Genomic DNA, 24,644 nt, shown 5'->3' on the forward strand with positions numbered 1-24,644 from the left:
GCGCACCATAAGATGATCAACGTGACTTGCGGCATCATTCGCTGTACTGGGGCTTGGGGGCAGCGGTGAGATGTATTCCGGAGAAGCCGGACTTCGGCGACGGCCAGTCGGCCGAACGGGCGGTGTGGGAAGCTCTGCGGAACAGCCTGCCGGATGACTGCGTGTTGGCCCATTCCGTCCAAGTGCGGGACGGTCGGGCGGAGCACGAGATCGACCTGCTCGTGCTGTGGCCCGGCGTCGGTCTGGCCGCCATCGAAGTCAAAGGCGGGAAGATCGGCGTCGACAACGGCCAGTGGTATCAGTCCGACAAGGACGGCAGGCACAGGATCCAGAGCCCGGTGGCGCAGTCCCAGAACTCGCAGCATGCTTTCAGGAACTGGCTCGAGAGCCGGATGGGCTCCAAACTGAGCAGCCGCTTCGCCTACATGGTGAGCCTCCCCTACACCGACGTCCCCCAGGACTGGGAGATGGCCGGGTGCCCCCGTTCACTGATCCTGGACCAGACGGACATGAAGTCACCCGCGGAACTGATCCGGCGCGCCATTGAAAACGAGGGCAGCGGAGCCGCCACCCTGGCGCTGGCATTCCTCGACCGCATTCTGCCTCACCTCAGCGGGGACCTGAACCACCATCCCGATTCGTTGGACCCCAAGGAGGCCGAGGACGCGCAGGACCACCTCACCGAACGCCAGGCCGTACTCCTGCAGGCCACGAGGTCGCTCAATCGGGTGCGGTTCACCGGCGGTGCGGGAAGCGGTAAGACGTGGCTCGCCTTGGAAAAGGCCAAGCGTCTGTGCCGCGAAGGCAAACGCGTGGGGCTATTCTGCTACAACAAGGGCCTCGGACAGTACCTGCAGCGGCAGGTATCTGGATGGCGGCAGAACAAACCTGTTTTCACCGGCGAATTCCACGAGTATGTTCGCGGGCTGGGCGTCCCGGACGGTTCCGGGCAGGACTACTTCGACGTCGAGATGCCCCGCATGCTTATAGAGCTGGGCACCGGTCCTGAACCGCACGAGCGGCTGGAAGCCGTCGTCATTGATGAAGCGCAGGACTTTGCTCCGCTGTGGTGGGAGGCCCTGCTGGCCTGCACCACAGACCCCGCGAACAGTGAGGTCTACGCTTTCATGGACGACCGCCAGGACGTCTACAAGAGATGGAGCGGCACGACGGCGGACCTCACTTCCGGCCCGACGGCCACCTTTGTTCCCATCCACATCGATGAGAACCTGCGCAACACCCGGAAGATCGCCGAGACATTCAAGTCCTTCGCCGGTGAGCACTTCAATCTGCGGGGCGGCACCGGTCTGCCCGTCCGGCGGGTTGAATGCCTAACGGATGACGCCCTTAGTGCCGCCGATGACTGTATCGACGCGCTCATGGATGAGGGTTGGGCGAACAACCAGATCGCCCTGCTGACCACCAAGTCTCGCCACCCTGTGCACCAGGAGCGCTTCGACAACGGCTCCATTGCCGAGTATTGGCTCGACTTCCACGCCAACAACGACGTGTTCTATGGCCACGTGTTGGGGTTCAAGGGCCTGGAGCGCTCTGTCGTGGTGCTGTGCGTCAACGGCTTCAAGGACATGGAACGCGCGGCAGAGCAGCTGTACGTTGGCTTATCCCGGGCGCGGAGCCTGCTGGTAGTGGTCGGCGACAGCGCGCTCCTGGAGGAAGCCGGCGGACGAGAGCTGGAGCTGGCGCTGAAGAAGACGGAGGCGTGGGTACCACCCACAGAGTGATATTGGCCATTTGGCGCCCACTGGCGCACATGTTCGGTGTTTTGTACGTCACGTTTTTTGTCAGACCTGCCACATAGCCTTCTTTCACTAAGTTCCAAACGTCCGTTGGGGGATGAAATGCCAGAACTTGCCGACGACGCGTCGAGCCTCAGCACGCTGACCCGGCTGCCCGAGGTGGCAGCGGCCGCGTCTATTCCGACCGAGTACGACTACGCTTTCCTCTACACATGGCAGCAAGAGGCTCTGAAGGCGTGGCATTCAAACGCACGGCGCGGCGTAATCGAGGCTGTCACTGGTGCCGGCAAGACCCGCGTCGGAATCGCGGCTGCATTCGAAGCCGTCCGGCAGGGCATCAAGGTGCTTATTCTCGTGCCGACTGCTGAACTCCAAAGCCAGTGGCTGTCTTCCCTCCAGCGAGACCTGCCGAAAGCCAGGCGCGGCGCACTCGGCAACGGCCGCTCAGACTCTCTGGACCAGGTCGACATCCTCGTGGCCATTGTTCACTCGGCATCCAACCGCGAGACTTTGCGCAGTCACAAGGCCGGACTGATCATCGCCGATGAGTGCCATCGCTATGCAGCACCGATGTTCACCGGCGCGCTGCAGGAGGGATACGCCTGGCGCTTGGGGCTGACAGCCACGTACGAGCGATCTGACGGAGAGCATGAGAATCTCCTGACGCCCTACTTCGGCGGAGTGGTTTACAACCTCTGGTACGACAGGGCGTTGCAGGACGAAGTGATAGCGCCCTTCGATATTGCCCTTGTCGGCGTGGATCTGACTGCCTCGGAACAAGTCGACTACGACGAGTTCACCAGCACGATGACGGACACAGCACGCCACCTGGAATCCTATGCCGGCATCCCCCGCCGGCCCTTCCACCAGTTCATCGCCGCGGTCGGAACGCTTGCGGCGTCGGAGTCACCAAGCCGGGAAGCAACCTTGGCCCGGAAGTACATGCGGGCAATGGCCTCGAGGTTGACACTGCTGGCTGAGGCAAGGACTAAGTATTTTGCCTTGGCCGCACTGAAGGAGTGCGTGGACCAGTCCCACGGCACTCTTGTCTTCACCCAGACTCAGGAATCCGCGCGCCGCGCGCAACAGGTCTACACGGCGATGGGTTCCAAGGCATCCGCGCTGTTCAGCGGCATGGCGAAGGACGACCGGAGACAAGGCATGGAGGACTTCCGCAGCGGTGCCTCGCAGATCCTCGCAGCACCCCGGCTGCTCGACGAAGGCATCGACGTGCCGGAAGCGGACCTCGGCATCATAGTCGCGGCCAACCGAAGCCAGCGCCAGATGGTCCAACGTCTGGGACGAGTAATCCGCAAGAAGGCCGACGGGCGCGTGGGCCGGCTCGTTGTTCTCTACTCAAAGGGAACGGTCGAAGACCCGGACGTGCAGGGCGAGGAATTCTTGGGCAAGGTACTTCCCTTCGCCCGCAACGTCGAGTTCTTCGACATGAAGTCCGATCGCGCGAGCCTGCAGGAGTTCCTGCAGCAGGACGAGCCAGAGGAGACGCCTGGCCCTGAGTCAGAGCCAAATGCTTCGCGTGAAGCGCCGTCCGAAGACACGGGGGCCGCGTCCCGGGTAGATGATCCAAATGACGACCGGATGTTTGAGCACGGGGATGACGTTTCTGGTGACCCAGAAACGGAGGTCGACGCCCCCGAGCCCGGCTACAACGACGAAGAGGATTCCGCGCCGACGTCGTTCGATCTCGGGGACACCGAATGGCCGGAGCAGCTCGAGGGTCTCGTCGGCTTCAGCGGCGACACAGTCCAGGACTACCTCCGGCGCGCCGGCCGCGCAGAGCTGCTAACTGCGGAGCAGGAAGTGGAGCTGGCGCAGGAGATCGAGGCAGGGCTTTTCGCCGCGAATCTCCTGGAAGACGGCAAACCCCGGGGCCGCAGGGAAACCCGCGAGCTTCGAGCAATCGCACTGCTCGGTGAGCGTGCCGCCGATGCCCTGCTAGAAGCCAACCTACGGCTCGTAGTGTCCATCACCAAGCGCTACATAAACCATGGCTTGGACTTTCTGGACCTCATTCAGGAAGGGAACATCGGACTCCATCGAGCGGTCTGCAAGTTCGACTACACCAAGGGTTTCAAGTTTTCGACTTACGCGACGTGGTGGATCCGGCAGGCCGTCACCCGGGCGTTGGCGGATCAAGGACGCCTCATTCGGCTTCCCGTCCACGTAGTGGAGCAGGTCCAGAAGGTCCTGTCCGCGCTGCGCACCGCCAGCACGGAAGGCGTAGCCTGCACCAGCGAGGAAATCGGCCGACGCGCTGGTACCACGGCTTCTAAAGTGGAGTATCTTCTGGAGCTTGAAAAGCCGGTGTATTCGCTGGACTTCTTGGTACCTGACGGCAAGGGCGGAATGGAGGCGTTGGGCGACCAGATGGTCGATCCTTCCGACGTGGACGTCATTGAACGGATCGCTGCCGATCAGCTCACTGCACAGATTTACACCATCCTCGACACGTTCCCCGAACGCGAGGCGGCCGTGATCGCCATGCGCTTCGGGCTCACCGATGGCGAGCAGAAGACGCTGGACGAAATCGGGAAGATTTACGGAGTCACCCGCGAGCGCATTCGCCAGATTGAGAAGAAGACCATGGACCTGCTCAAGGACCCGTCCGTGTCAGGCCCGCTGCGCAGCTTCCACTTCGACGGCGAGGACACAGAGCTCCATGGAGCGGCTGATGCGGTCGGGAAATGACCAGACGTCCCGAACCCCGGCCGTGAGACCGATTGTCAGTCACCGCCGCTAGCGTGATAAAAACGACCACCAGTCAACGTATGGGGGGATTAATGAAGATCGAGTTCGGGTGGCATCTGGATCGCGCGCCATGGGCCTACACTCATCCCGGTCTCAACCGCATCCGCGTGGGCAGGAAGAACTTCACGGCGCTGTTGCAGACGCGCTTGGGCATCACTCGCCCGGACACTGGGCATGCCGAGCGCGTGAGCCAGTATCTGGACCGCCTCGGGTCCATCGACTTCCCGGATGCGTGGTTCCACGAGTCCTTCCAGGTGGACCCGTGGTCCACCGCCCACGAACTGCTGGCTGCGCGTGACGATGCCGTAGCCAATGGCTGGAACGGAACACTGCCCGAGCGTCAGACGAAAATGCCAGAACCCTCTCCGCTGCTGCAGACCCTGGCAGCAGCGGAAAAGGCAACGGACCCGCTTGCTCCCTCCTTGGCTGACGACATCGCCGAACTGGTCACAGCGCTTGACTCGCCCCTGCCACTGGGCATCGAGGAGCTGGTACTCCAGCACCCGGAGGGCAGCTTTCCGAAGGTCTGGCAGCTCATCATCGAAAAGCTCCGGGGCCGCGGAGTTCAAGTCAGCGAAGCTGTGCCCGCCAGCCGCCAGCCGCGACTGACGATTCTCGCCGCCGAAACGGAATGGGAAGCGGGGGAGATCAGCGCCCGGTGGCTTGCAGCGGGAAACAATCGCAACACCGCCGTGGTCGCCTCAGACAGCACTGCCCTTCTGGATCTCTACCTGGCTGGCCACGGCCTGCCACCCGTCGGCGTCGGGGCTTCGTCCGTGTGGCGCCCGCAGGACCAGCTGATTCCGCTCTTTTTCGAGGTCATTTGGGGGCCACCCAACATCCAGTTACTCGCCGAGCTTCTTACTCTTTCGGGCTCCCCCGTGCGGCGCGCTGCGGCGCGCCACCTCCTGAATGCGTTGAGGGCCGAGCCAGGAACGGGGGGCGGAGCGTGGACGGCTGCAATCTCCCAGATCGCCGCCGACGAACAGCTCGGGCCTGCCCTGGCGGCCGAGCTGGACAGTATCTTTTCTGCTGGTCTGCTCGTTGAAGAGGACGGCGTGAGCGGCACCGAGCTGTCCGAAAGAGCAGAATGGCTCGCCCGCCGTTTGCGTGCCCGCTCCTCTCAGGACGACGCGGCCAAAGCCACTGCGTCCCTGCTGCAGCGGATTCTGGCTCTCGTGGCACCTCTCCCCCGCGTCTCGCGCCGGGATTTGCGCCGCATCATCGCTGCCGTCATCACCCCTTCTCAGGCTTCGCTCCTTCCTGCGGAGGCGGCGCCTTGGTTGCGGCTCGGTCACCTGACGGAGCTAACCGACGAGGTGGAACAAGTGCTCTGGTGGGGTTTTCAGAGCAACGGCATGGCTTCAGTGCGTCGGTGGGACGCTCACGACGTCCAGACGTTGGCCGAGGTTGGCGTTCACCTAGCTGCGCCGGAAGCGCTCAGCGCGCTCGAAGCCCACCAGACTCTTGTCGCGGCCAGCCGGACGAAGGACTTGATCCTGGTTCAGGTCGCACAGCGCCACGGCGAGCGGGTTGAAGGCAATCCGCTGTTGGAGGCTTTGGCCGCCGCCCAGCCCGGCGGTACCGCGGAGCCGCTGCCCGGTCGCGTCGCCCTGCTCACCCGCAGGCCGGAGGATCTGACTGACGCCGCCGGCCGTTGGTCATTTGCGGGCCGCGAGAAGCAACTTGCTGCCGTCCCTCAGCACCGCCCCATCGCTCCGCCGGCCGTTCACCAGGTAGGCCCGAACCCTTCTCTTGTGCCGGAAAGTCTTTCCTTCACCCAGTTGTCCACGCTGCTCGGCTGCTCCCTCGCCTGGGTGCTGAAGCACAAGTCGCAGCTCAGCGTCCCCGCTGCCGCCAGTGTCCCCTCCGAGAATCAAATGCTTGGTATCTTTGCCCACAAGGTGGTCGAGGTGCTGCAGGACCAGCTTCGGGCAGAACACCGGGCGGTTCCTGAGCAGGACGAGGTGCGTGCCGCCGTCGACCGTCTTCTGCCTCAGCTCGCTTCCGAGCTGCTCCTGCCCGGCCAGAAAAGCCGCCTCGCGGGCGTTAAGGCCACTATCGAAACAACCGTGATGGCTTTCTTCGCGCAGCTGCAGCGCGGCGGCATTGTGCTGCAGGAGATGGAGAAGGAGTTCGCGAAGGACCTCCGTCTTACGGCCGGCGTACGCACCTATAACGTCCCGGTCAGGGGACGTGCTGACGCTGTCGGCATCGACGCTGCCGGTCGCACAGCTGTCGTGGACCTCAAGTGGACTAACAACGACAAGTACCGCCGCGAGGAAGTCCAGCGGGGCGAGTCGCTTCAGCTCGCGCTGTACCAGTGGGCGTTGAGTCCTAGCGAGGTGCCGCCGGACGCACCCGCTGCCTACTTCATGCTGAAGCAGGGTAGTTTCGCCTCGGCCCACCCGGAATTCGGTGCCAGCGTGCAACCCAGCCAAAACCTCTCACAGCTGTGGCAGCAAGCGGTTCGGGCAACTGAATTCACCGTCGATCAAGTGCTCGCCGGACGGATAACGGCAACGGAGCCCGCGGCAACCTCCCTAGCCGGGGATGAACCGAGCCCAGAGGTGATTGCTGCTGAAAACGGCCGCCTGCACGTGAAGCCGAACTGCAAGTACTGCGATTTCGGCACGCTTTGCGGACTCAAGGGAGACTACTCATGAACCTGCTGGAGAATGTCACCATGGTCTCGGCAAGTGCCGGCACCGGAAAGACCTTTACGCTTACAAGCAAGATTGTCAACCAGATTTCCGCCGGTGTGCCAGCGGGAGCCGTCATGGCAACTACCTTTACCAAGAAGGCCGCAGGCGAACTGCGTGAACGGATCGCAGCCCGCCTCCTTGAGCAGGCGGACCTGACCGACGACGCCGAAGCTGCCGCCGAGCTGCGGCTCGCGTCGCAGCAATTGCCCGCCAGCCTCATCGGCACGGTGAACAGCGTGTGCGGCCAGCTGCTTCAGGACCACGCCATCGACGCAGGGCTCTCGCCTGCCCTAGAAGTGATCGGCGAGGAGCAGCTCGCCAGCATCTTCCACCTCGCCACGGATGAGGTCCTGGCCGAACACGCTCCGCGAATCCTTCCCATCGCGCGGCGCATGGGAACCGATGGCAGCGGGGCCCGGGACGTCAAGACGTGGCAGGAGACCGTGCGGGCCATCGTCGACGCCGCCCGCACGAACTTGCTTGGAGCGGAGGACCTGGAAGCATGCGCTAATAGGTCATGGGCCGGTTTGCGTGCGCTGCTCGACGCACCGGCCGCGGATGAACGGGACGAGTGGCTGCGGTCCCTTCGAAAGACAGTGCCCGATCTGGAGGCGATGACCCGGGACGGCAAGACTCAGGCCGGCAAAAAGGTAGACACGGGATCCGCGGCGTTTACCGAACATGTGCCGAAGATCCTCCACAAGATCGACAGCATGGGTGCGGTCGAGGACGTCCCGTGGGAGACCTGGCGCGGCGTGGTGGGCTCAGCCGCTCCATCCGCCGTCAAGGCGCTCTTCGCACCGACGACCAGCGCCATCAAGGAAGGACTCCTCTCCAATCCCGCCTTCCAGGACGATCTCGAGAAGTACATCCGGTTCCTGTTTGCCTGTGCGAAGGAGTGCCTCACCGCCTACGCAGAGTTCAAGCGCCTGTCCGGCCTCATGGACTTCGTGGACCAGGAGACGCTGGTCTTGGACTTGGCCCGGAATAACGAGGCGTTCCGCCGCTCCTTTCCGGGGCGAATTCGATACCTCGTCGTGGACGAGTTCCAAGACACGAGCCCTCTTCAGCTTGAACTTTTCATGCAGCTCAGCCGGCTCGTCGCCGAGGCTGTGTGGGTCGGCGACCCCAAGCAGGCAATCTATGAGTTCCGGGGCACTGACCCCGAGCTGATGGAGTCTGTGGTTAGGGAGGTGAGCCACCGGGAGCAGCTCTCCCATACGTGGCGTTCCCGCCAAGCCGTAGTCGACCTGAGCAATGCCGTGTTTGAGCTGGTGTTCGAACAGCACGGAATGCCGGCCGAAACGGTCCATCTCGAGCTCCCGGAGGCACATTCGGACTGGTCCCGGGGCACGCTCGAAGCCTGGACCCGGCCACAATCCAACGACGGCGAGCGGCTGAAGGCTACAGCAGCCGGCGTCGCGGACCTGTTGCAGCGTCGGCCCGAGCTCGCTCCCGGCGACGTGGCTGTGCTCGCCCGGTCAAATGCCGATACCGAGTCGCTGGCTGCCGCCCTCCACGCCTTGGGGATCAGGGCGAGCCGTAATCCGCGAAAGCTCTCGGACTCCCGCGAGGTACAGCTGGCCCGCGCCGGTGTGGCGTTCGTGGCCGACCGGTACGACACGGTCGCCCTTGCCGAGATCGTATCCATGCACCCAGACCACTCCTCCAACCCAACGTGGCAGCAGGAACTGCTGTCAGCCGCCGATCCTGACCCCGTGCTCGAAAAGTGGAGCACGGACCCAATTCTCAAAGCCCTAGATGACGTCCGAAAGCAAGCATCGGCGGCTACGCCTGCTGAGGTCTTCGAAGCAGTAGTCAGCGCGCTCGGGCTGCCCCGGCTCATTGCAGGATGGTCATCTCCTGCCACCCGGCTGCGGAACCTAGATGCCGTCCGCGGTGTCATCAGCACCTACTACGAGCGGTGCGTCGCACTGCGTTCGCCCGCTACCCTGCGCGGGTTTCTCACATTCTTCGGTTCCGAGGAGCAGAGGTCCGCGGACAACGCCGGCAGCGAAGTAATCAACGTCCTCACGTATCACCAGGCCAAAGGGCTCGAATGGCCCGTGGTCATTTTGGAGGGGCTTGACAAGGATCTGCGCTTCGCTGCCTTCGGCGCAGCGGTCGAGCAGGACGGCAGCTTCGACTTGGAGCAGCCTCTGTCCGGCCGCTGGATCCGCTTCTGGCCGAGCCCCTTCCCCTACGGCGGGTCTCCGCTGGACGGGCGGGGAAAAACGAGCGACGTGGCACTCCGGGCAGAGGAACGCGAGCGCCGCAACATGGCCCGACTCATGTATGTCGGCATGACCCGTGCGGTCGACACCACGGTGCTGACCGGCAAGAAGCCGGCGCCGGAGCTTCTCAACAACCTCGGCATTTCCTCCCTCGTGACGTGGAAGCCGGGAGCCGACGACCCCTTGGCCGGGGCCATTCACGTGGCGGACGGCGCCGTCCTTCCGGCACGGGTAAACGAACTGAACCCAGTGGACGCGCCGCCGGCTCCCACGCACTGGACCCCGCGATTCACTGATGTGCCCGTCGAGCTGCCCGGGAATGTGCGGCCCCCGGCACGCTTCGCGGCGTCCTCACTGGGTTCCGCCGGGCACAAAGCATCGATCAGCGCCGTGGCGGAACTTGGCCTCCGGCTCGCGGAGCATGGAGCCGACGACTGGGGTGCAGTCGGCAGTGCCGTCCACGCCTATCTGGGCACGCAGTTCTCGGCGCTCGACCAGACCGAACGCAAGAATCTCGCCGAGCGGATAGTCACACGCTGGCAGGTAGAGGCCAGGATCGATGCGTCACTGTTGCTCACCGCCGGAGAAAGGTTCGAGGCCTATCTGGACGCAGAGTTCCCCGGCTGGGCGCGGCACCGGGAAGCTGCCATCGGATGGCGCCCGGACAACCAGGTCATGGAAGGCTGGATCGACCTGTTACTGGAAGGAACCGATGGTTTCGTCCTTGTGGACCACAAGACGTATCCGGGAAATGACCCTGAGGGCCACGTGCGCGAAAAGTATCTGGGCCAGATGGCGGCCTACCGGGATGCGGTTCTCGCTGCCACGGGCAAGCCGGTGCTAAAGACGCTGATTCACTTCCCGGCGCTGGGCCGTGTCTACGAGGTTAAGCCGCTGCCGATCGGGACTGCGGGCTAGGGGCCAATGCAGCTGGAGGCTGCCGGACATCTACTGTGGTCTCTCAGCACGCATCATCCGCGGTCCCTCCCCGGCAGCTGTGACGCAACGCGGTTGGGAAACGCCTCGCCTCATGGAACGCTGCCACACATCTGTCCCCCAAGGCGCCTTGCCATCACATTGGGCGGGCAGGTGGTTGGGATTCAGCGTGACAGCTTGGACATGAGCATTTCCCGATGGCGTGAGTAGGTCGTCTCACCGTCGTCATCGAGAATCGGGATGCGGATGAGGGGCGGGGGGCACATCGCTGGGGTAACCAAATCGCGCAATGCGTCGTAGTATGCGCGTTGCCGCCGCCTGCCGCCCGGCCCAAAGCCTGTCGCGGCCTTGGCGGCCCGGTACCTATCGGCACGCGGCGCTAGTTGCCGGCAAAGATTCGCATACTCATCCTTTTCGAAACCGAGAGGAACGCCCAGCGGATATAGCTCAAGCGACTGAAGCCTAAAGCTTGTAAAGTGCTGCGACTCGTCGGTCTCGATAAAAGTGCCGCTTGGCGCATGATAAAAGTCGCCAGGCAAGGGAGTGACTGGTTTGCCTGACTGCACTCCGCTCTCCCCCTTGAGCGCTAGAAAAATCGCCGATAACGCAGCTCCAGCCACATCTAGGGCCGTCTGCGGGAGTCCAAAGTGACCTCGCTGGTTGATCCAAGGAACCTTGGCAGTCTCCAGGTAGATTCCGTCACGGGCTGCAGCCGCAGAAAATGCGGCTTGGGCGGCTCCAACTGGCATTGCTTACACTTCCTCCGCACCGTCTACCCGCTCCGGCTCTCCGACTCCGTGCGTACCGTGCATCCACAGCACAACGTCGAGGACGCGTAGTAATGAGAGGTGATCAAGTCGTGCGGCAGCCCGCAGCGAGCGCAATCTGCTGGTGAAAGCAACGTCTGTCGAGAATGCGTGGTGCCATGCGCGCCAAGTACCAGCCGCGTCTGGAAAGCCGGTCATATTCCCGACCACGGAATCAAAGATCGGGATGAGCGCTGGCCGCTTGCGAGCCATGATCTTGCTTGCTGTCGTCGCGCCCACGCGGTGGTGCGCTCGCAACAGTTGCCATAGTCGGTCGGCCGGCGAATCCTCGCCGAAGTGCTGATCGTGCTCGTCGAATGGTATGTCCTCGATGGCATCGTCTTTGGATATTCCATGAAGATGGCACGAGATCGGGTTCCTTTGTTCCCCGAGGACAGCAATCGCCGCGCGCGCGGGAACATGTATAGATAAACAGGCCACCGCGACTATGTCGCCTGCGGTCACTTTGTCCGTCTCAGTATTTCCAAAGCTATCGAAGTGCGCGCCGGTGAACTCCTGGCCGGTCCATTCACCTTGCCCAAAATACTGATTCAGGTAGTTGAGCGCCGCGTCGTCGGAAATAGCAGCCAATGCCGAAGTTATCCCTGAGCCGTCACCCTGCGTTGTCATCAATCTTTCCCTTCCCCTTGTCATATGGCCAAAGAATTCGAATTTATGCACGAGCTACATCGAGCTAAGCCTAAACCGCAGAAGCCCTCCGAGGACCCGCACCGCCTTCCAGTCCCTTGCTTTTTGACCCGTGCAGCTGCCTGACCGAGGCAAAGGTTGCGCCAGTCCGGCTTTAAACGTATAGAGACGCCATCCTGCAAAAGAACGTGTACGAGACGCACTGCAGCTCTTGGTCAGTCGGCCAGCACTACCACCACCGGTGGCGGCACTCCGGGTTCTGGCAAGCCCATTTGGGTAGGCCGAATTCGACTTTGCCGCTGGCAGGGTAAACCCTCATCTCATCCATGACGACACAGCCGGCAAACTCAGTCTTTGGCATCGCCTGGCGCGTCGATGGCAGGATCATCCCATAGGCAATCCGCCATGACTCGTGGCCGCACACCGGGCACCTGCGCGTGGCTGTGCGTTTCGTCTTCGGTTCGGGGATTGTTCCATCGGAAACCATGGAAGCACTGTAGTCCGACGGTCTGACAGAAAGAGGGATCTTGAGGCTCCAAATGCCCTCCCGGATAAAAAGTTGTAACTTGCTCCAAATGCTGCCCAAGCGTGGGTTGGATCGTTCCCAAGGGGGGTCACGTGATCGCTAGGAGTCGTCGTCTACTGTTCGGTGAGGTTTGAGGCTTTAGACACTATCGGATCGGGTGGTCGGGCACTCCGCGGTCGTGCGGGAGAGCACCAGTGCTTGTGGCGCCCAGCACCGCTTGCGCTCCCTGTCGCGGATTACACGATGGCGCGGGCGGTGGGTGCCCTTCAAACTGGTGCACCGGGTCACTCCTGCCTGATAGTCCCCTCCCTGGAAGCAGCAGCCTTGGGCGCCTCGGGTTCGTGCCGCGGGCATGAGGCGCTGCGGACACCTACTCTGCGAACTCAAAGTCGACGGTGATTTCAGGATCCACGCTTGCAATAATTCCGGAGTAAAACACCTTGGCCTGCTCTTTAAGCGCCGCCGCATATTGCGAGATGTACTTTTGCTTGTTTTCGTCGCTGAGAATGTTGTTGACCATCCGCGTTTGGACGGCCGGCTCAGCCAGCCAGCCAAGCGGGTTGTTGCTCTCAAGGGGGTCTTCGAAGTGGGGATTGTCAAAGCCGATGCCAATGAACTGTGGCATGGTCACACGAAACGACTTTGGGCCGGTGCGTTCGATCTTTACGCGTGACCCATCGACGCCCAATTTCGCGTCCACCTTGTACTGAATCAGAGTGGTTTTCTCGCTCGCGGGTATGGCCACTCCGAAAATTTCCCTATTGCTGTCGTATCTATCGATGCCCTCGATGTGAAGGCTAAGCAAGGCGACCTGTTGCACGCGTGTGACGGCCTGAACCACTTGGGAATCACGTTCGCTAGAGCTGCTGCTGAACAGGGCCTTGAGTGCGAGGGCGTTGAGTCCACCGGATGCGAATGCGGCGACCGCTCCCCCGACCAGCAGCACAATGAGCAGCAGGACAGGCCAAAGCAGGACCCGTGCTTTGAAAAGTTTCATGACTGCCTTGAAAAAGATCACGACGATTCAGTCTCCAGTTTCATTCGACGTCGAGACACCCTCGGAATTCCGCGGTGTGGACCGTTCACGGCAAATCGCCGCGTCAAGTCCCCTCGAACCATATACGTCAGCAAGAGCCTGCCGATTATGGCGCGCCACGCCTACTTTTAACATGGGACTGCGAGCCGATGCGCACCGAACCACAGCAATCAACGCGGCTCCACCGCCCCTAACGTTCTGCTCGCGTCGTAGGCCTCGCGGATCACCTTGAAGGGCGCCTAGGAGGCCTCCTGGCAACGGCGGCCACCGCGAGGGCCAACCTCGCTATGAGACAGAACGCTTACATCAGGTCGTTCCCGGTCGCATGGTTGAGCACCGCGAGAATGCCCCCGCTGCGGACCAGCTGTGGACGAGGGACTTCCTGCAACTACCTCGTTCATGGGAGGAGCGGAGGCAAATGGCGAGCTCTGATGAGTTCAGAGATTCGCGATGGCATTCTGTGATCGCACTATACTGCCGACCTGACCTTTAGACTTGCCGCGTCCCATGTGGTCGCACCTCAGCAGAGGCGGCAATCCGCGCACAAACATTGCGCCGACAAGCAACGGACCCAAACCCCGCGCGAGAATGGCTCGCCACTGCCAGTGCGCTTCATAGTGTTACATTTCGTTTGAACTGGACTGCTTTGGAATCACCCAAGCAGTTCTTCACAAATACGGGTTTGGGTCGGAGCCCACGGTTACGATCTACGCATGACCGAAACCCAAGAGATTGAAAATGCCGGATCGAATTTCACCCAGGTGTTGGACGCTGCGGCGAAACTGCCGGGGGTGAGGATCAACAGGGCCACCTACCTGCGAACAGCGCTCAAGCGCCACTGCACCGAGGAACAGATCGCGAGGGCAATCGCCGACAGTCCAGCGGCGGCGGGTATCCCGCTCAAGGTCATTGCTGACGTCGCAAACACCTCTATCGCTTATGAGACGAGCAAGGTTACTGGCCTTTCAACCCTCGCAGGTATTCCCGGTGGTCTGGCAATGATCGGCACCGTGCCAGCCGACCTTGTGCAATACATGGGCCACATGCTTCGTATTGCCCAGAAGTTGGCTTACGTCTATAGCTGGCCCGACCTCTTCGCCGACGATGACGAAGAAATCGACGAGGCTACCGAGAGCATGCTGATCCTATTCGTGGGCGTGATGTTCGGCGTGCAGATCGCCCAGGGCGGAGTGGCGAGAGTCGCGGGCATGATCGCCGCCAATGTGGCGAAGAAGCTACCGCAGAAGGCACTCACCAAGGGTGTCATCTTCCCGATCGTGAAAAAGGTCGCGGGCTATCTCGGTGTCAATATGACCAAGAAGCTCTTCGCCAGCGGAATCGCAAAAGCCATCCCCATTGTCGGCGCAGCACTCTCTGGCGGCCTAACCTTGGGCACTTTTCTCCCCATGTCCAAGCGGCTACAAAAGCACCTTGCCAGCCTGGAGCTGACCAAACCAGGACACCGGACCGAAGAGGTCGAGATCATCGACGCCGAACTCATCGGCTGAATGACCGGACTAAGACGTATCCTTCCAGATCCGCTAAAAGTTAGGCGTTTGGTGTATGTAGCCGTGAACTCAGGAAATTGGTGAAGCATGTCTGCAGTGCACGTCAACCAGTGGCCCACCGACCATGAGGGCTGCGGATTTCAGAGGTGATTACCTACGGATTCCCTTCACGGTCGGCCGCAAATCCTGCCTGTGTTGAGCATGCCAACTTACAACAGCGCTTTAAGGACCGAGCATAGCCCCACCCAAATCCGGCATCGCAGTCGTCCGCACCACCGTTCCCAGCGAGACCTCCTTCACTAACCCAAGATGAGTCTCCTGCGACTATTTGAAGTGCTTGAGCCGGTGTCGTCCTCTTGCGACGGAGGACATAGCGAAACAGCTGATTGTGTTGAAGAACGAGACCAGACAGCATCCTGCGCGTGACGCTTGGGCGGTACACGACGATCAGGATTGCTCTCGCGCCACTGGAACACGTGATGAAATACCAACGCGACAGCCCTAAACAATTTAGAGAACCTGGAAGGGATGCTGCGGCGGAACCGAGCTCTTCGTCGACAGCCAGATTCGAAGCACTGTCCAGCTCTGTGAAGGATGCCTGCGCTTACCCGCCCTCCTCTGAACACCCCGTTTACGAAACGCAACGCGATCCCGCGACCACCCCTTACTGTTGAACCTGCGCCCAACGAAACCGTTTACGTAAACCGTTTGCGTGACCGTCCTCACGACGGTCTCGCAACGAACCAGGACCAACCATGCACCTCAGGGAGGAGGAACAGTGGCAACCATCCGCGATGTCGCCAAGCAGGCCGGCGTCTCCCCTGCCACTGTTTCCCGCGTGGTCAACGGCCTGGTCGGCTACTCCGACGAAACCAGGGAGCGCGTCGAGAACGCGATCAAGAGCCTCAATTACGAAACGGATTCCCTGGCCCGCGGCCTGAAAACCCGGCAGACCTCGGTGATCGGGCTCCTCGCCCCCATGGTCTCGGACGCGCTCGCCTCCCAAGTGATGCAGGGCGTGGAGGAGGAAGCCCAGGAGCGCGGCTACGCCGTGATGCTCGGCCGCACCGGCGCCAAGTCCGCGTACATCGCCGGCTACCTCCGGACCCTGCGCACCTACCGGGCCGCCGGCGTCATCCTCATCTCCGCGGTGATCACGCCGGAGACCCGGCAGCTGCTGGGACCCAGCGTCCCGATCATCTCCGTCGCCATCAGCGACAAGTCGGGCTCGCCCAGCGTGGCGATCGACGACGAGCAGGCAGCCTACGACGCGACCCGACACCTGCTGCGGCTCGGCCACCGGCGGATCGGCCTGCTCACCGGGGACCCGGCGTCGGTCCACGTGGCCCGGCCCCGCGAGCGCGGCTACCTCCGCGCCATGGCCGAGGCCAAGTGCCCGCCGGTCACGGCCACCGGGACCTTCTTCTACGAAAGCGGCGCGCCCGGCGTCGACGCACTGCTGCAGCAGGAACCCGGCCTCACCGCGATCTTCGCGGTGAGCGACGAGATGGGCGCCGCCGTCGTCAACGAACTCCAGCGGCGCGGGCTCCGGGTGCCGGAGGACGTCTCGGTCCTGGGCTTCGACAACACCTCCACCTCCCGGCACGTGAACCCGCCGCTGAGCACCATGGCGCAGCCGCTCGAGGAAATGGGACGGATGGCGGTCAAGAAACTGCTCCGCTCCCGCGACCTCGGGCCCAAGATCATGCCGCACCGGCTCATCGAACGCGGCTCCACCGGGCCCCGTGCCGAGCCACCGCCGGCCCCGCCGGCAGCCCCACCACAGACCACCCAAGCACCCGCCCGCAACGACACCGGCACCCTGGAACCGGTCGGCTAACCCGGTCGACCAACCACCACAGATTTACCCATCAACGGCCCCGCGGCATCCGCATGCCCGGAGCCGGACTTCACGCACCAAACCACCCGCACCACCCCAAAACAACAAGGAGCAACATGAGGCAGCGCCGCCACACCTGGCAGACTCTTCTCACCACCACCGCCACGCTCACCGTGGCCGCCGTCGCCCTCACCGGCTGCGGCGGGACCGCCCCCGAGGCCAAGAGCGCCCCGAACGCCGCCGCCGCGTTCGAAGGGAAGGGGCCCATCAACTACGTCTCCTCCCGCGACGCCTCGAAGGCCGCGAACAAGAGCATCGAGGAGTGGAACGCCGCCCACCCGGAGGAGAAGGTCACGTTCATCGAACTGCCGGACTCCGCGGACCAGCAGCGCCAGCAGCTCGTCCAGAACGCCCAGATCAAGTCGGACACCTTCAGCGTGCTGAACCTCGACGTCGTCTGGAACTCCGAGTTCGCCGCCAACAAGTGGATCCTGCCGCTGCCGGCCGACGCCGTCCCGACCGACAAGATGATCCCCGGCCCGGTCAACGCCGCCAAGTACCGCGACACCCTCTACGCCGCCCCGTACTACACCGACGGCGCCCTGTTCTACTTCCGCTCCGACCTGCTCAAGGCCGCCGGCATCGCCGCCCCGCCCAAGACCTGGGACGAGATGAAGACCGCCTGCAAGGCCGTCCTGGCCCTCCCCGAAGCCAAGGGCATGTCCTGCTACGCCGGCCAGTTCGACAAGAACGAGGCCCTCACCGTCAACTTCTCCGAGGCGGTGGCCTCCGCCGGCGGCGCGATCGTCGATGCCGACGGCAAGCCCGCCGTCAACACCCCCGAGGCCAAGAAGGGCCTGAACCTGCTGGTGGACGGCTTCAAGGAAGGCCTCTTCCCGTCCGACGCCATCACCTACCTCGAGGAGCAGGGACGCCGCGCGTTCCAGGACGGCAAGCTCGTCTTCCTGCGCAACTGGCCCTTCCTCTACTCCTCGCTGAGCGCCACCGACGGCTCCAGCAAGGTGGCCGGCAAGTTCGACGTCACCTCCATCCCGGGCACCAACGGCCCCGGCGTCTCCACCCTCGGCGGCCGCAACCTCGCCGTCTCCCCGTTCACCAAGAACAAGGCCACGGCCCTGGAGTTCATCAAGTTCTTCACCAGCGAACAGCAGGCCCAGAAGCGCCTGGCGCTGAGCTCCCGCGCCCCGGTGTACGCGTCCCTCTTCGAGGACCCCGCCGTCGTCGCCAAGCGCCCGTTCTTCCCCACCCTGCTGAAGTCGCTCAGCAACGCCCAGCCGCGCCCCAAGGTGGTCCAGTACGGCGCCACCACCAAGGCGATCCAGGAAGAGGCCTACGCCGCGATCACCGGCAAGAAGGACACGGACACGGCGCTGAACGACATGCAGGCCAAGCTCACCGAGCTCGCCTCGAAGTAATCAGGCCCGCATAGTCCGGCCCATGTAGTCCGCACCTTCCAGCAACACCCCGCACCACAGCACCCAGCAGCACCGGGCCGGCCGGATTCTTCCGGCCGGCCCGGCAGCCGCCACGCTTTTTCTTTAGTTTCCTCAGCTTTCCTTAGCTTTCTTTAGCACCGCAGGATCCCCTCTTAGGTCCCCAGTTAGGTTCCGAAAATGACGACGACGACCGCCCCGCCCGCCGGCGTGCAGCCCGCGCCGGAAACCCCCAAGCCCCGCAGGCGCGCCCGGCGCACCGCCGGCGAAGGCCGCATGGCCGCCCTCCTGCTCTCCCCCACCCTGCTGGTCCTGGCCTTGGTGATCCTGTACCCGCTGCTCTCCGCGGTGCACCAGTCCCTGTACCGCGCCGAATCGGGGCTGGACGCGGACGGCTTCGTCACCGACGTCGACGCCTTCGTGGGCCTGGCCAACTACGCCGACCTGTTCGTCGGCGAATCCGGCCGGCGCTTCCTCAATGCCCTCGGCAACACCACCTTCTTCACCGTCACCACCGTGTTCCTCGAGACGGTCCTGGGCCTCTGCCTGGCCTTGGCCATGAACCGCGCCTTCCGCGGCCGGTCCTTCCTGCGCGCCAGCATCCTGGTCCCCTGGGCCGTGCCCACCGCCGTCTCCGGCCTGCTCTGGCGCTGGATCTTCCAGTCCGACGGCATCGCCAACACCCTGCTGGGCAGCGAGATCCTCTGGACCGCCGAAGGCACCGCCTCCCGGATGGCCGTCATCATCGCCGAAGTCTGGAAGACCGCACCGTTCATCGGCCTGCTGGTCCTCGCCGGCATGCAGGTCATCCCCGGCGAAGTCTACGAAGCCGCCCGGATCGACGGCGCCGGCTGGTGGCGCCAGCTCGGCTCCATCACCCTGCCCCTGGTCAAGCCCACCCTCCTGGTCGCCGTGCTGTTCAGGATGCTCGACGCACTGCGCATGTTCGACCTGCCCTTCGTCCTGGTGGGCCCGGGCAAGGAGTCCGTGGAGACCCTGTCCATGCTGGCCTGGGACGAATCCAACCAGCTCCGCTACGGCTCCGCGTCCGCGTTCGCCGTGATGCTGTTCCTCTACGTCGCCCTCGTCGCGATCGTCTTCGTCAAGGTGCTCGGCGCCGACGTCACCGGCGCCAAGGAACTGCGTCTGGGCTCCAAGAAGCGCGCCAAGATCACCAAGTCCGCCAGCATCCAGAAGGCCGAGGCCACCCGATGACCATCTCAGACCTGCGCAACGCCGGCACCGATTCCGGCGCGCCCAAGGCGGCATCCGCCGTCGTCGGACGCCCCGGCAAATCGAAAGCAGGCAAGCCCAAAACCCAACGGACCTGGCGCTCCTACAGCGTGTACGTCGGCCTGGCGCTGATCTTCGCCTACTGCCTCGCGCCGTTCTACTGGATGCTCGTCTCCAGCCTCCGCCGCACCGCCGACATTTTCGACAACACCCTGCTGCCGGCGCCGTTCTCGATCGAGAACTACGTCAAGGTGTTCGACGGCTCCACCATGTTCGGCCAGGCCCTGCTCAACTCCCTCATCGTGGCCGGCACCACCACCGTGTTCGCCCTGCTCCTGGGCGTGTTCGCCGCCTACGCGATCTCCCGGCTGAACTTCCGCTTCAAGTCGCTGATCCTCGGCGTCATCATCGCGACGTCGATGTTCCCCGGCATCTCCGTTGTCGTGCCGCTGCTGAAGCTCTTCACCGACCTCGGCTGGATCAACACCTACCAGGCCATGATCGTTCCCAGCCTGTCCTTCGCGATCCCGCTGGCGGTCTGGAACCTCACCACGTTCATGAAGGCCCTGCCGTTCGACCTCGAGGAGGCCGCCATGATCGACGGCTGCACCAAGTGGCAGGCGTTCCGCCGGGTCCTGCTGCCGCTCGCCGCGCCGGGCGTGTTCACCACCGCGATCCTGACCTTCATCCACAGCTGGAACGAATTCATCATCGCGCTGTCCATGATCAACGACCCCAAGATCCAGACCGCCACGGTCGCGATCTCCAAGTTCACCGGCGCCACCGAATTCCAGGCGCCCTTCGGCGAACAGATGGCCGCCGGCGTGATCGTCACCGTACCGTTGGTGATTATGGTGCTGATCTTCCAGCGCCGGATCGTCGAAGGCCTCACCGCGGGGGCAAGCAAATGAGCGCTGTTCCAGGCCACCAGACGGGCCCCGTCGAGGAGACCGCCCTCGCGCCGGCCCCGGACTGGTGGCAGTCCGCCGTGATCTACGAGGTCTACCCGCGCTCCTTCGCGGACGGCGACGGTGACGGCGTGGGCGACCTCGCCGGCCTGATCGCCCGGCTGCCGTACATCGCCGGCCTCGGTGTCGACGGCATCTGGATGACCCCGTTCCAGCCCTCCCCGCAGGTGGACCAGGGCTACGACGTCACCGACTACTGCGGCGTGGATCCGCTGTTCGGCACCATGGAACAGTGCGATCTGCTGCTTTCCGAGGCGCACGCGCTGGGCCTGCGGGTCCTGCTCGACGTCGTCCCCAACCACTGTTCCTCGGAGCACCCGCTGTTCCGGGCTGCCCTCGCGGCCGGCCCGGGCTCGCCGGAGCGGGACATGTTCCACTTTGTTGAAGGACGCGACGGCGATAGCGATACTCCGCCGAACAACTGGCAGAGCGTGTTCGGCGGCCGGGCCTGGAGCCGCGCCAACCCGAACTCCGAAACGGACACCGACTGGTACCTGCACCTCTTCTCCCCCGCTCAGCCGGACTGGAACTGGCGCAACCCCGCCGTCGGCGACTACTTCGATAACGTGCTGCGCTTCTGGTTCGACAAGGGCGTGGACGGGCTCCGCATCGACGTCGCGCACGCCCTGTTCAAGGCCGAAGGCCTGCCGGACTCGCCCTCCACGGGAGGCGTAGTGGACGGGCTGCGGTCCAACCCTCAGGTCTCGGACCAGGAGGACGTCCACGAGGTCTACCGCCGCTGGCGCGCCATCGCGGAGAAGTATGAGCCGCACCGGTTGCTGGTGGGCGAGGTCAACCTCGAACCCGCCCGCGCCGCCCGCTACACCCGCGCGGACGAGATGCAGCAGGCCTTCGCGTTCGCGTTCGTGAAGCTCGGCTGGGATCCGCAGGCGTGGGCCGCCGTCGGGAACGAGCTCGAGGCGGCGCGTCTGGAACACGGCGCCGCGCCGACGTGGGCGCTGGAGAACCACGACATCGTCCGCTCCGTCACCCGGTTCGGCGGCGGCGAGCTCGGCTCCCTCCGGGCGCGGGCCGCGCTGGTGGCGTTGCTGGGGCTTCCCGGCGCCGCCTACATCTACCAGGGCCAGGAGCTCGGGTTGCCCGAGGTCGACGTCCCGGCGGAGGCCCGGGTGGATCCTATGTGGGCCCGCGGTGGCGTGTGCCGCGACGGCGCCCGCGTCCCGCTGCCCTGGACCGAGGACCCGGCGCTGAACCACGGGTTCTCGCTGTCTGGCACCGCCGCCGCGTTCACCGCCGAACCCTGGCTCCCGGAGCCCGAGGGCTGGGGAACCCACGCGATCGAGCTTCAGGAGCAGGACCCGGTCTCCGCCCACAACCTCACCAAAACGGCGCTGGAACTCCGCCGGCAGTTGTGGAAGAACGAGGTCTTCACCGCAAACGACGGCGGCACCTGGCGGGTCGAACCCGGAAACCTCCTCATCTGCGAACGCAACGAGCACTTCCTCATCGCCGTCGCAATGGGCACCGAACCTGTCAAGCTCCCGGCTGGCACTCTACTGCTCAGCACTGAGCCGCTGGCACAGGAAGGCTGGCTGCAGCCGAACAACGCGGCCTGGGTGTTGAGGGGCTGATGCTGTTCTAGTCAGGTATGAATGGACATATGAAGAGATCCTGGGCCGACTTGGAGCCGCAAAGTATCGACAGGGCAATCAGGCTGTGGCATGAACTCGGGAGCGAGGAGTTCATTGCCCGGACGAGGTTCAAGGAGTCTCACCGGTACGTGGTGATTGATCGAGGGCAGCAGATTGCCAGCAAGCCCTTGGTCGCTATGGCCTTCCAACTGCAATTCGGCTGTGGCGAGGACGGGCCTCCCCGGCTATCCGGGGGAGAACAGACGCGCGCCATTTTGGATCGGCTGGGATACAAGCTGACAGACCTCCACGATGAAGGTCTCCAAGAAGCAGCACAGCGTCCCAAGATTGCCGTCGGCCCAAGCACGAAGTTCTGGTGGGTAAACCAGTCAGTGAACTTCGAACCCGTCTACGACGACGGGACACTCTGGGCGCCTCTGAAGAACCGTCGGGGCCATCAAGTGGATCACTGGCTCACACTGGACACTGTCGTCCCGGGCGATCTTGTTATTCACTATGCCAGCCCAGAAATTCGCGGCCTCAGCCGGGTGGCGACGATGCCGCAACCTGCATTTCCGCCCCGCGGCTATGACGATGTCCCTGCCGATACGAAGGGCACATTGGTACTCACTGAACCCGTCAAGGAGATCAGAGTTCCACGGGATCAAGCTCTGGGCGTGCTCGATCGCGGCCCGGGCCCGGTTACCACAGGTGGGACCTTACGGAACGGTTACTTCTTTTCCCTAGCTGCTGACCGAGCCCTGGAGATACTGCGGCGGGCAGGCATCGAGACTTCCGGCACAGCAGTCGATGAAAGCCGAGAAAACGACGAACCGTTGGAGAGCTATCTGGGCGGCCCCACTGACAAGTTGGCGGCCGTGGCCATCCGAGCGGAACAGCGTTTTCTGCGGGATCAGCTGCTGCGGCGCTGGGGCAGCTCGTGTGCTCTCTGCGGACGCTCGCTCCCGAAAGAACTGGTTGTCGCGGCCCATATCAAGCCCCGCTGGGCCTGTTCGGAGAACGAGCGCATGGATACGCGAAACGTGTCCATGCTGGCTTGCCTGTTCGGCTGCGATGCACTCTTTGAGCTCGGATATGTTGTCATCGGCGAGCACGGAATCATTAAACGTGGAAGCCGCGGTTCCGCGAAGGTTGAGGACCGGTTAGTGGACATTGTCGGGCGGAGATGCCCGGCCCATGGCGACGAGTCGCGCCAATATTTTGCCTGGCACCGGCAACACCATTCCTCTCGTCTCAGCGGACTGCGATAGAAGGCCCAGCCAGCTTTGCTCCGACAAGTCGAAAACGCCTTCCAAGAAGAATGGAAAACCGACACCGCGCCCCGGTTGCGGTGCCAAGCCGGACGCGCCGCACCACCTTCGGTGAAGCGAAAATGATGACCTAACCGTTGATGACCCGGTCCTTCAGTTCGGCGAACTCGGAGTCTGTCAGGTGACCGTCTGCGTACAGTTTGGCGAGTTGTCGGAGTTCAGCAGCGACGGACCCTGGCGCCTGATCAGACGGGCCCGCGAGCTTTTCGGTTTCAGATGCCGCGAGGTCGGCTGCTTTCGTCATCGCGGTGAGCAAGGAAGCCCAGGACCGTGCCTCGGTCGACAATGACCGGTACCACGAGCTCCCCCTCTTGATCGGGGATGAGCGGGAGACGAACAGCGGTACGTCACGGATGGGGTGCACTGGGTCGTTGATCCCCAGACGGATGGTCACTTCATGAACCAGGTCGCGCGGCTTCGCGGTGTTGCCGGCTGCCAGGCCGGCGGCCAATGTTCCAAAGTCCCCGACCAGTAGTCCGGCGGCGACCATCCGTCTGCCTGTTTTTCCGTGCCGATGGCTGCGGGCAATCGACTGTCCGTCTTCGAAAACTTCGACAGACATCAGGTCTGCCGCTTCGTAAATCCGACACGTCCAGCTAAGAACGTCGATGACGCAGAACTTGTGTTGGACGGAGTCCAGTCCAAGGGCAACGCGGTTGATGCCGGTGATGTGGTTGGAGGGCGTGAATCCCGGGACGAAGCCCAAAGCCTTTTGAACTTTACTGTCGTCTGCTGCCCTTGTAGTTCCAAGGGCCATGTAGCTGACGAGTTCTCCGAAAACGGCCGTCTGCCGCAGCGGCAGCGACGGGTAGAGCTTACGTATCGCTATGAGACCCTCGTCCAGTTCGGCCCGAGTGCATTGAATGGCAAACGGATCACGAGCGATGTCGAGTTGGATTTCAGGTCCGGCTGGTGGCGTGCGGATGAAGCAGCGGTTGTTTCTCGAGATCGCCCACTGCAGCTCCCTCAGCTCGGACAAGTAGTGTGGACGCTCGCGAGGTTCGTTACTTTTCGCGAAGCCGTGCGCGACGACGACCGCGTCACCGTATAGACGAAGATGGACTCCAAATACGGATCCGATCACTGCCGACGGGGCGGGCGTTTGGCTTCCATCCGGGCGCGTCAAGGACCTTTCCAGCGCGTACGCTGCCATTTCGGCTGCCCGGGATTTCCGTGAGGCTTCGCGGTCTGCCTTCCTGTCCTTATGGTGGGACGCGGGGTAACGGTTGCTGTTCATTGGTTAGTCTTTCGGGGAGATTCCACGATGGTGGGGACGCGGCAGTGAATTTGAGCAGGACTTG

At 63.3% G+C, this 24,644-nt stretch carries 15 protein-coding genes; 11 read left to right on the top strand and 4 right to left on the bottom strand.

Going from position 1 to position 24,644, the window contains the following annotated elements; all coding sequences use genetic code 11:
• Window positions 1–65 precede the first annotated feature (65 nt).
• The 4 genes from ACFVVK_RS12565 to ACFVVK_RS12580 all read left to right on the top strand — a co-directional run bounded on the left by ACFVVK_RS12565 (window position 66) and on the right by ACFVVK_RS12580 (window position 10,383).
• On the top strand, window positions 66–1,742 hold the full coding sequence (locus tag ACFVVK_RS12565) for an NERD domain-containing protein (protein WP_390267030.1): 1,677 nt from the start codon (window positions 66–68) through the stop codon (window positions 1,740–1,742).
• Between the two features lie 117 nt (window positions 1,743–1,859).
• Window positions 1,860–4,466, top strand: a complete 2,607-nt coding sequence (locus ACFVVK_RS12570; protein ID WP_390267034.1) for a sigma-70 family RNA polymerase sigma factor — start codon at window positions 1,860–1,862, stop codon at window positions 4,464–4,466.
• A gap of 92 nt (window positions 4,467–4,558) precedes the next feature.
• Window positions 4,559–7,192: a RecB family exonuclease gene (locus ACFVVK_RS12575; protein WP_390267037.1), complete on the top strand. Its 2,634-nt coding sequence runs from the start codon at window positions 4,559–4,561 to the stop codon at window positions 7,190–7,192.
• Window positions 7,189–10,383, top strand: a complete 3,195-nt coding sequence (locus tag ACFVVK_RS12580; RefSeq protein WP_390267040.1) for a UvrD-helicase domain-containing protein — start codon at window positions 7,189–7,191, stop codon at window positions 10,381–10,383. The genes ACFVVK_RS12575 and ACFVVK_RS12580 overlap by 4 nt, the downstream gene beginning before the upstream one ends.
• A gap of 182 nt (window positions 10,384–10,565) precedes the next feature.
• On the opposite strand, the gene ACFVVK_RS12585 is transcribed toward ACFVVK_RS12580, so the two are convergent.
• The 3 genes from ACFVVK_RS12585 to ACFVVK_RS12595 all read right to left on the bottom strand — a co-directional run bounded on the left by ACFVVK_RS12585 (window position 10,566) and on the right by ACFVVK_RS12595 (window position 13,399).
• On the bottom strand, window positions 10,566–11,150 hold the full coding sequence (locus ACFVVK_RS12585) for a hypothetical protein (protein ID WP_390267042.1): 585 nt from the start codon (window positions 11,148–11,150) through the stop codon (window positions 10,566–10,568).
• A 3-nt stretch (window positions 11,151–11,153) separates the two neighbouring features.
• Complete coding sequence (locus ACFVVK_RS12590; RefSeq protein ID WP_390267044.1) at window positions 11,154–11,837, bottom strand: DUF6308 family protein; 684 nt, start codon at window positions 11,835–11,837, stop codon at window positions 11,154–11,156.
• A gap of 914 nt (window positions 11,838–12,751) precedes the next feature.
• Entirely contained in the window at window positions 12,752–13,399 is a 648-nt protein-coding gene (locus ACFVVK_RS12595) for a hypothetical protein (protein ID WP_390267047.1), read from the bottom strand.
• A 731-nt stretch (window positions 13,400–14,130) separates the two neighbouring features.
• Between ACFVVK_RS12595 and ACFVVK_RS12600 the strand changes: the two genes are divergently transcribed.
• From ACFVVK_RS12600 to ACFVVK_RS12630, 7 genes are all read left to right on the top strand, one after another.
• Entirely contained in the window at window positions 14,131–14,925 is a 795-nt protein-coding gene (locus ACFVVK_RS12600) for a hypothetical protein (protein ID WP_390267049.1), read from the top strand.
• Window positions 14,926–15,703: 778 nt separating this feature from the next.
• The gene (locus ACFVVK_RS12605; protein WP_390267052.1) at window positions 15,704–16,765 is read left to right on the top strand and encodes a LacI family DNA-binding transcriptional regulator; all 1,062 of its coding nucleotides are present in this window, start codon (window positions 15,704–15,706) and stop codon (window positions 16,763–16,765) included.
• Between the two features lie 116 nt (window positions 16,766–16,881).
• Window positions 16,882–18,201 (top strand): ABC transporter substrate-binding protein, encoded by a 1,320-nt coding sequence (locus ACFVVK_RS12610; RefSeq protein ID WP_390267055.1) that lies wholly within the window; start codon window positions 16,882–16,884, stop codon window positions 18,199–18,201.
• Window positions 18,202–18,399: 198 nt separating this feature from the next.
• Complete coding sequence (locus ACFVVK_RS12615) at window positions 18,400–19,434, top strand: carbohydrate ABC transporter permease (RefSeq protein ID WP_390267058.1); 1,035 nt, start codon at window positions 18,400–18,402, stop codon at window positions 19,432–19,434.
• Window positions 19,431–20,363, top strand: a complete 933-nt coding sequence (locus ACFVVK_RS12620; protein ID WP_390267061.1) for a carbohydrate ABC transporter permease — start codon at window positions 19,431–19,433, stop codon at window positions 20,361–20,363. The genes ACFVVK_RS12615 and ACFVVK_RS12620 overlap by 4 nt, the downstream gene beginning before the upstream one ends.
• Window positions 20,360–22,012: an alpha-amylase family glycosyl hydrolase gene (locus tag ACFVVK_RS12625; RefSeq protein WP_390267063.1), complete on the top strand. Its 1,653-nt coding sequence runs from the start codon at window positions 20,360–20,362 to the stop codon at window positions 22,010–22,012. The genes ACFVVK_RS12620 and ACFVVK_RS12625 overlap by 4 nt, the downstream gene beginning before the upstream one ends.
• A 29-nt stretch (window positions 22,013–22,041) precedes the next feature.
• On the top strand, window positions 22,042–23,283 hold the full coding sequence (locus tag ACFVVK_RS12630) for an HNH endonuclease (RefSeq protein ID WP_390267065.1): 1,242 nt from the start codon (window positions 22,042–22,044) through the stop codon (window positions 23,281–23,283).
• Window positions 23,284–23,413: 130 nt separating this feature from the next.
• On the opposite strand, the gene ACFVVK_RS12635 is transcribed toward ACFVVK_RS12630, so the two are convergent.
• Window positions 23,414–24,580 (bottom strand): SHOCT domain-containing protein, encoded by a 1,167-nt coding sequence (locus tag ACFVVK_RS12635; protein WP_390267068.1) that lies wholly within the window; start codon window positions 24,578–24,580, stop codon window positions 23,414–23,416.
• Between the last annotated feature and the right edge of the window lie 64 nt (window positions 24,581–24,644).

The sequence above is a fragment of the Arthrobacter sp. NPDC058192 genome (assembly GCF_042883665.1).
Taxonomy (GTDB): domain Bacteria; phylum Actinomycetota; class Actinomycetes; order Actinomycetales; family Micrococcaceae; genus Arthrobacter.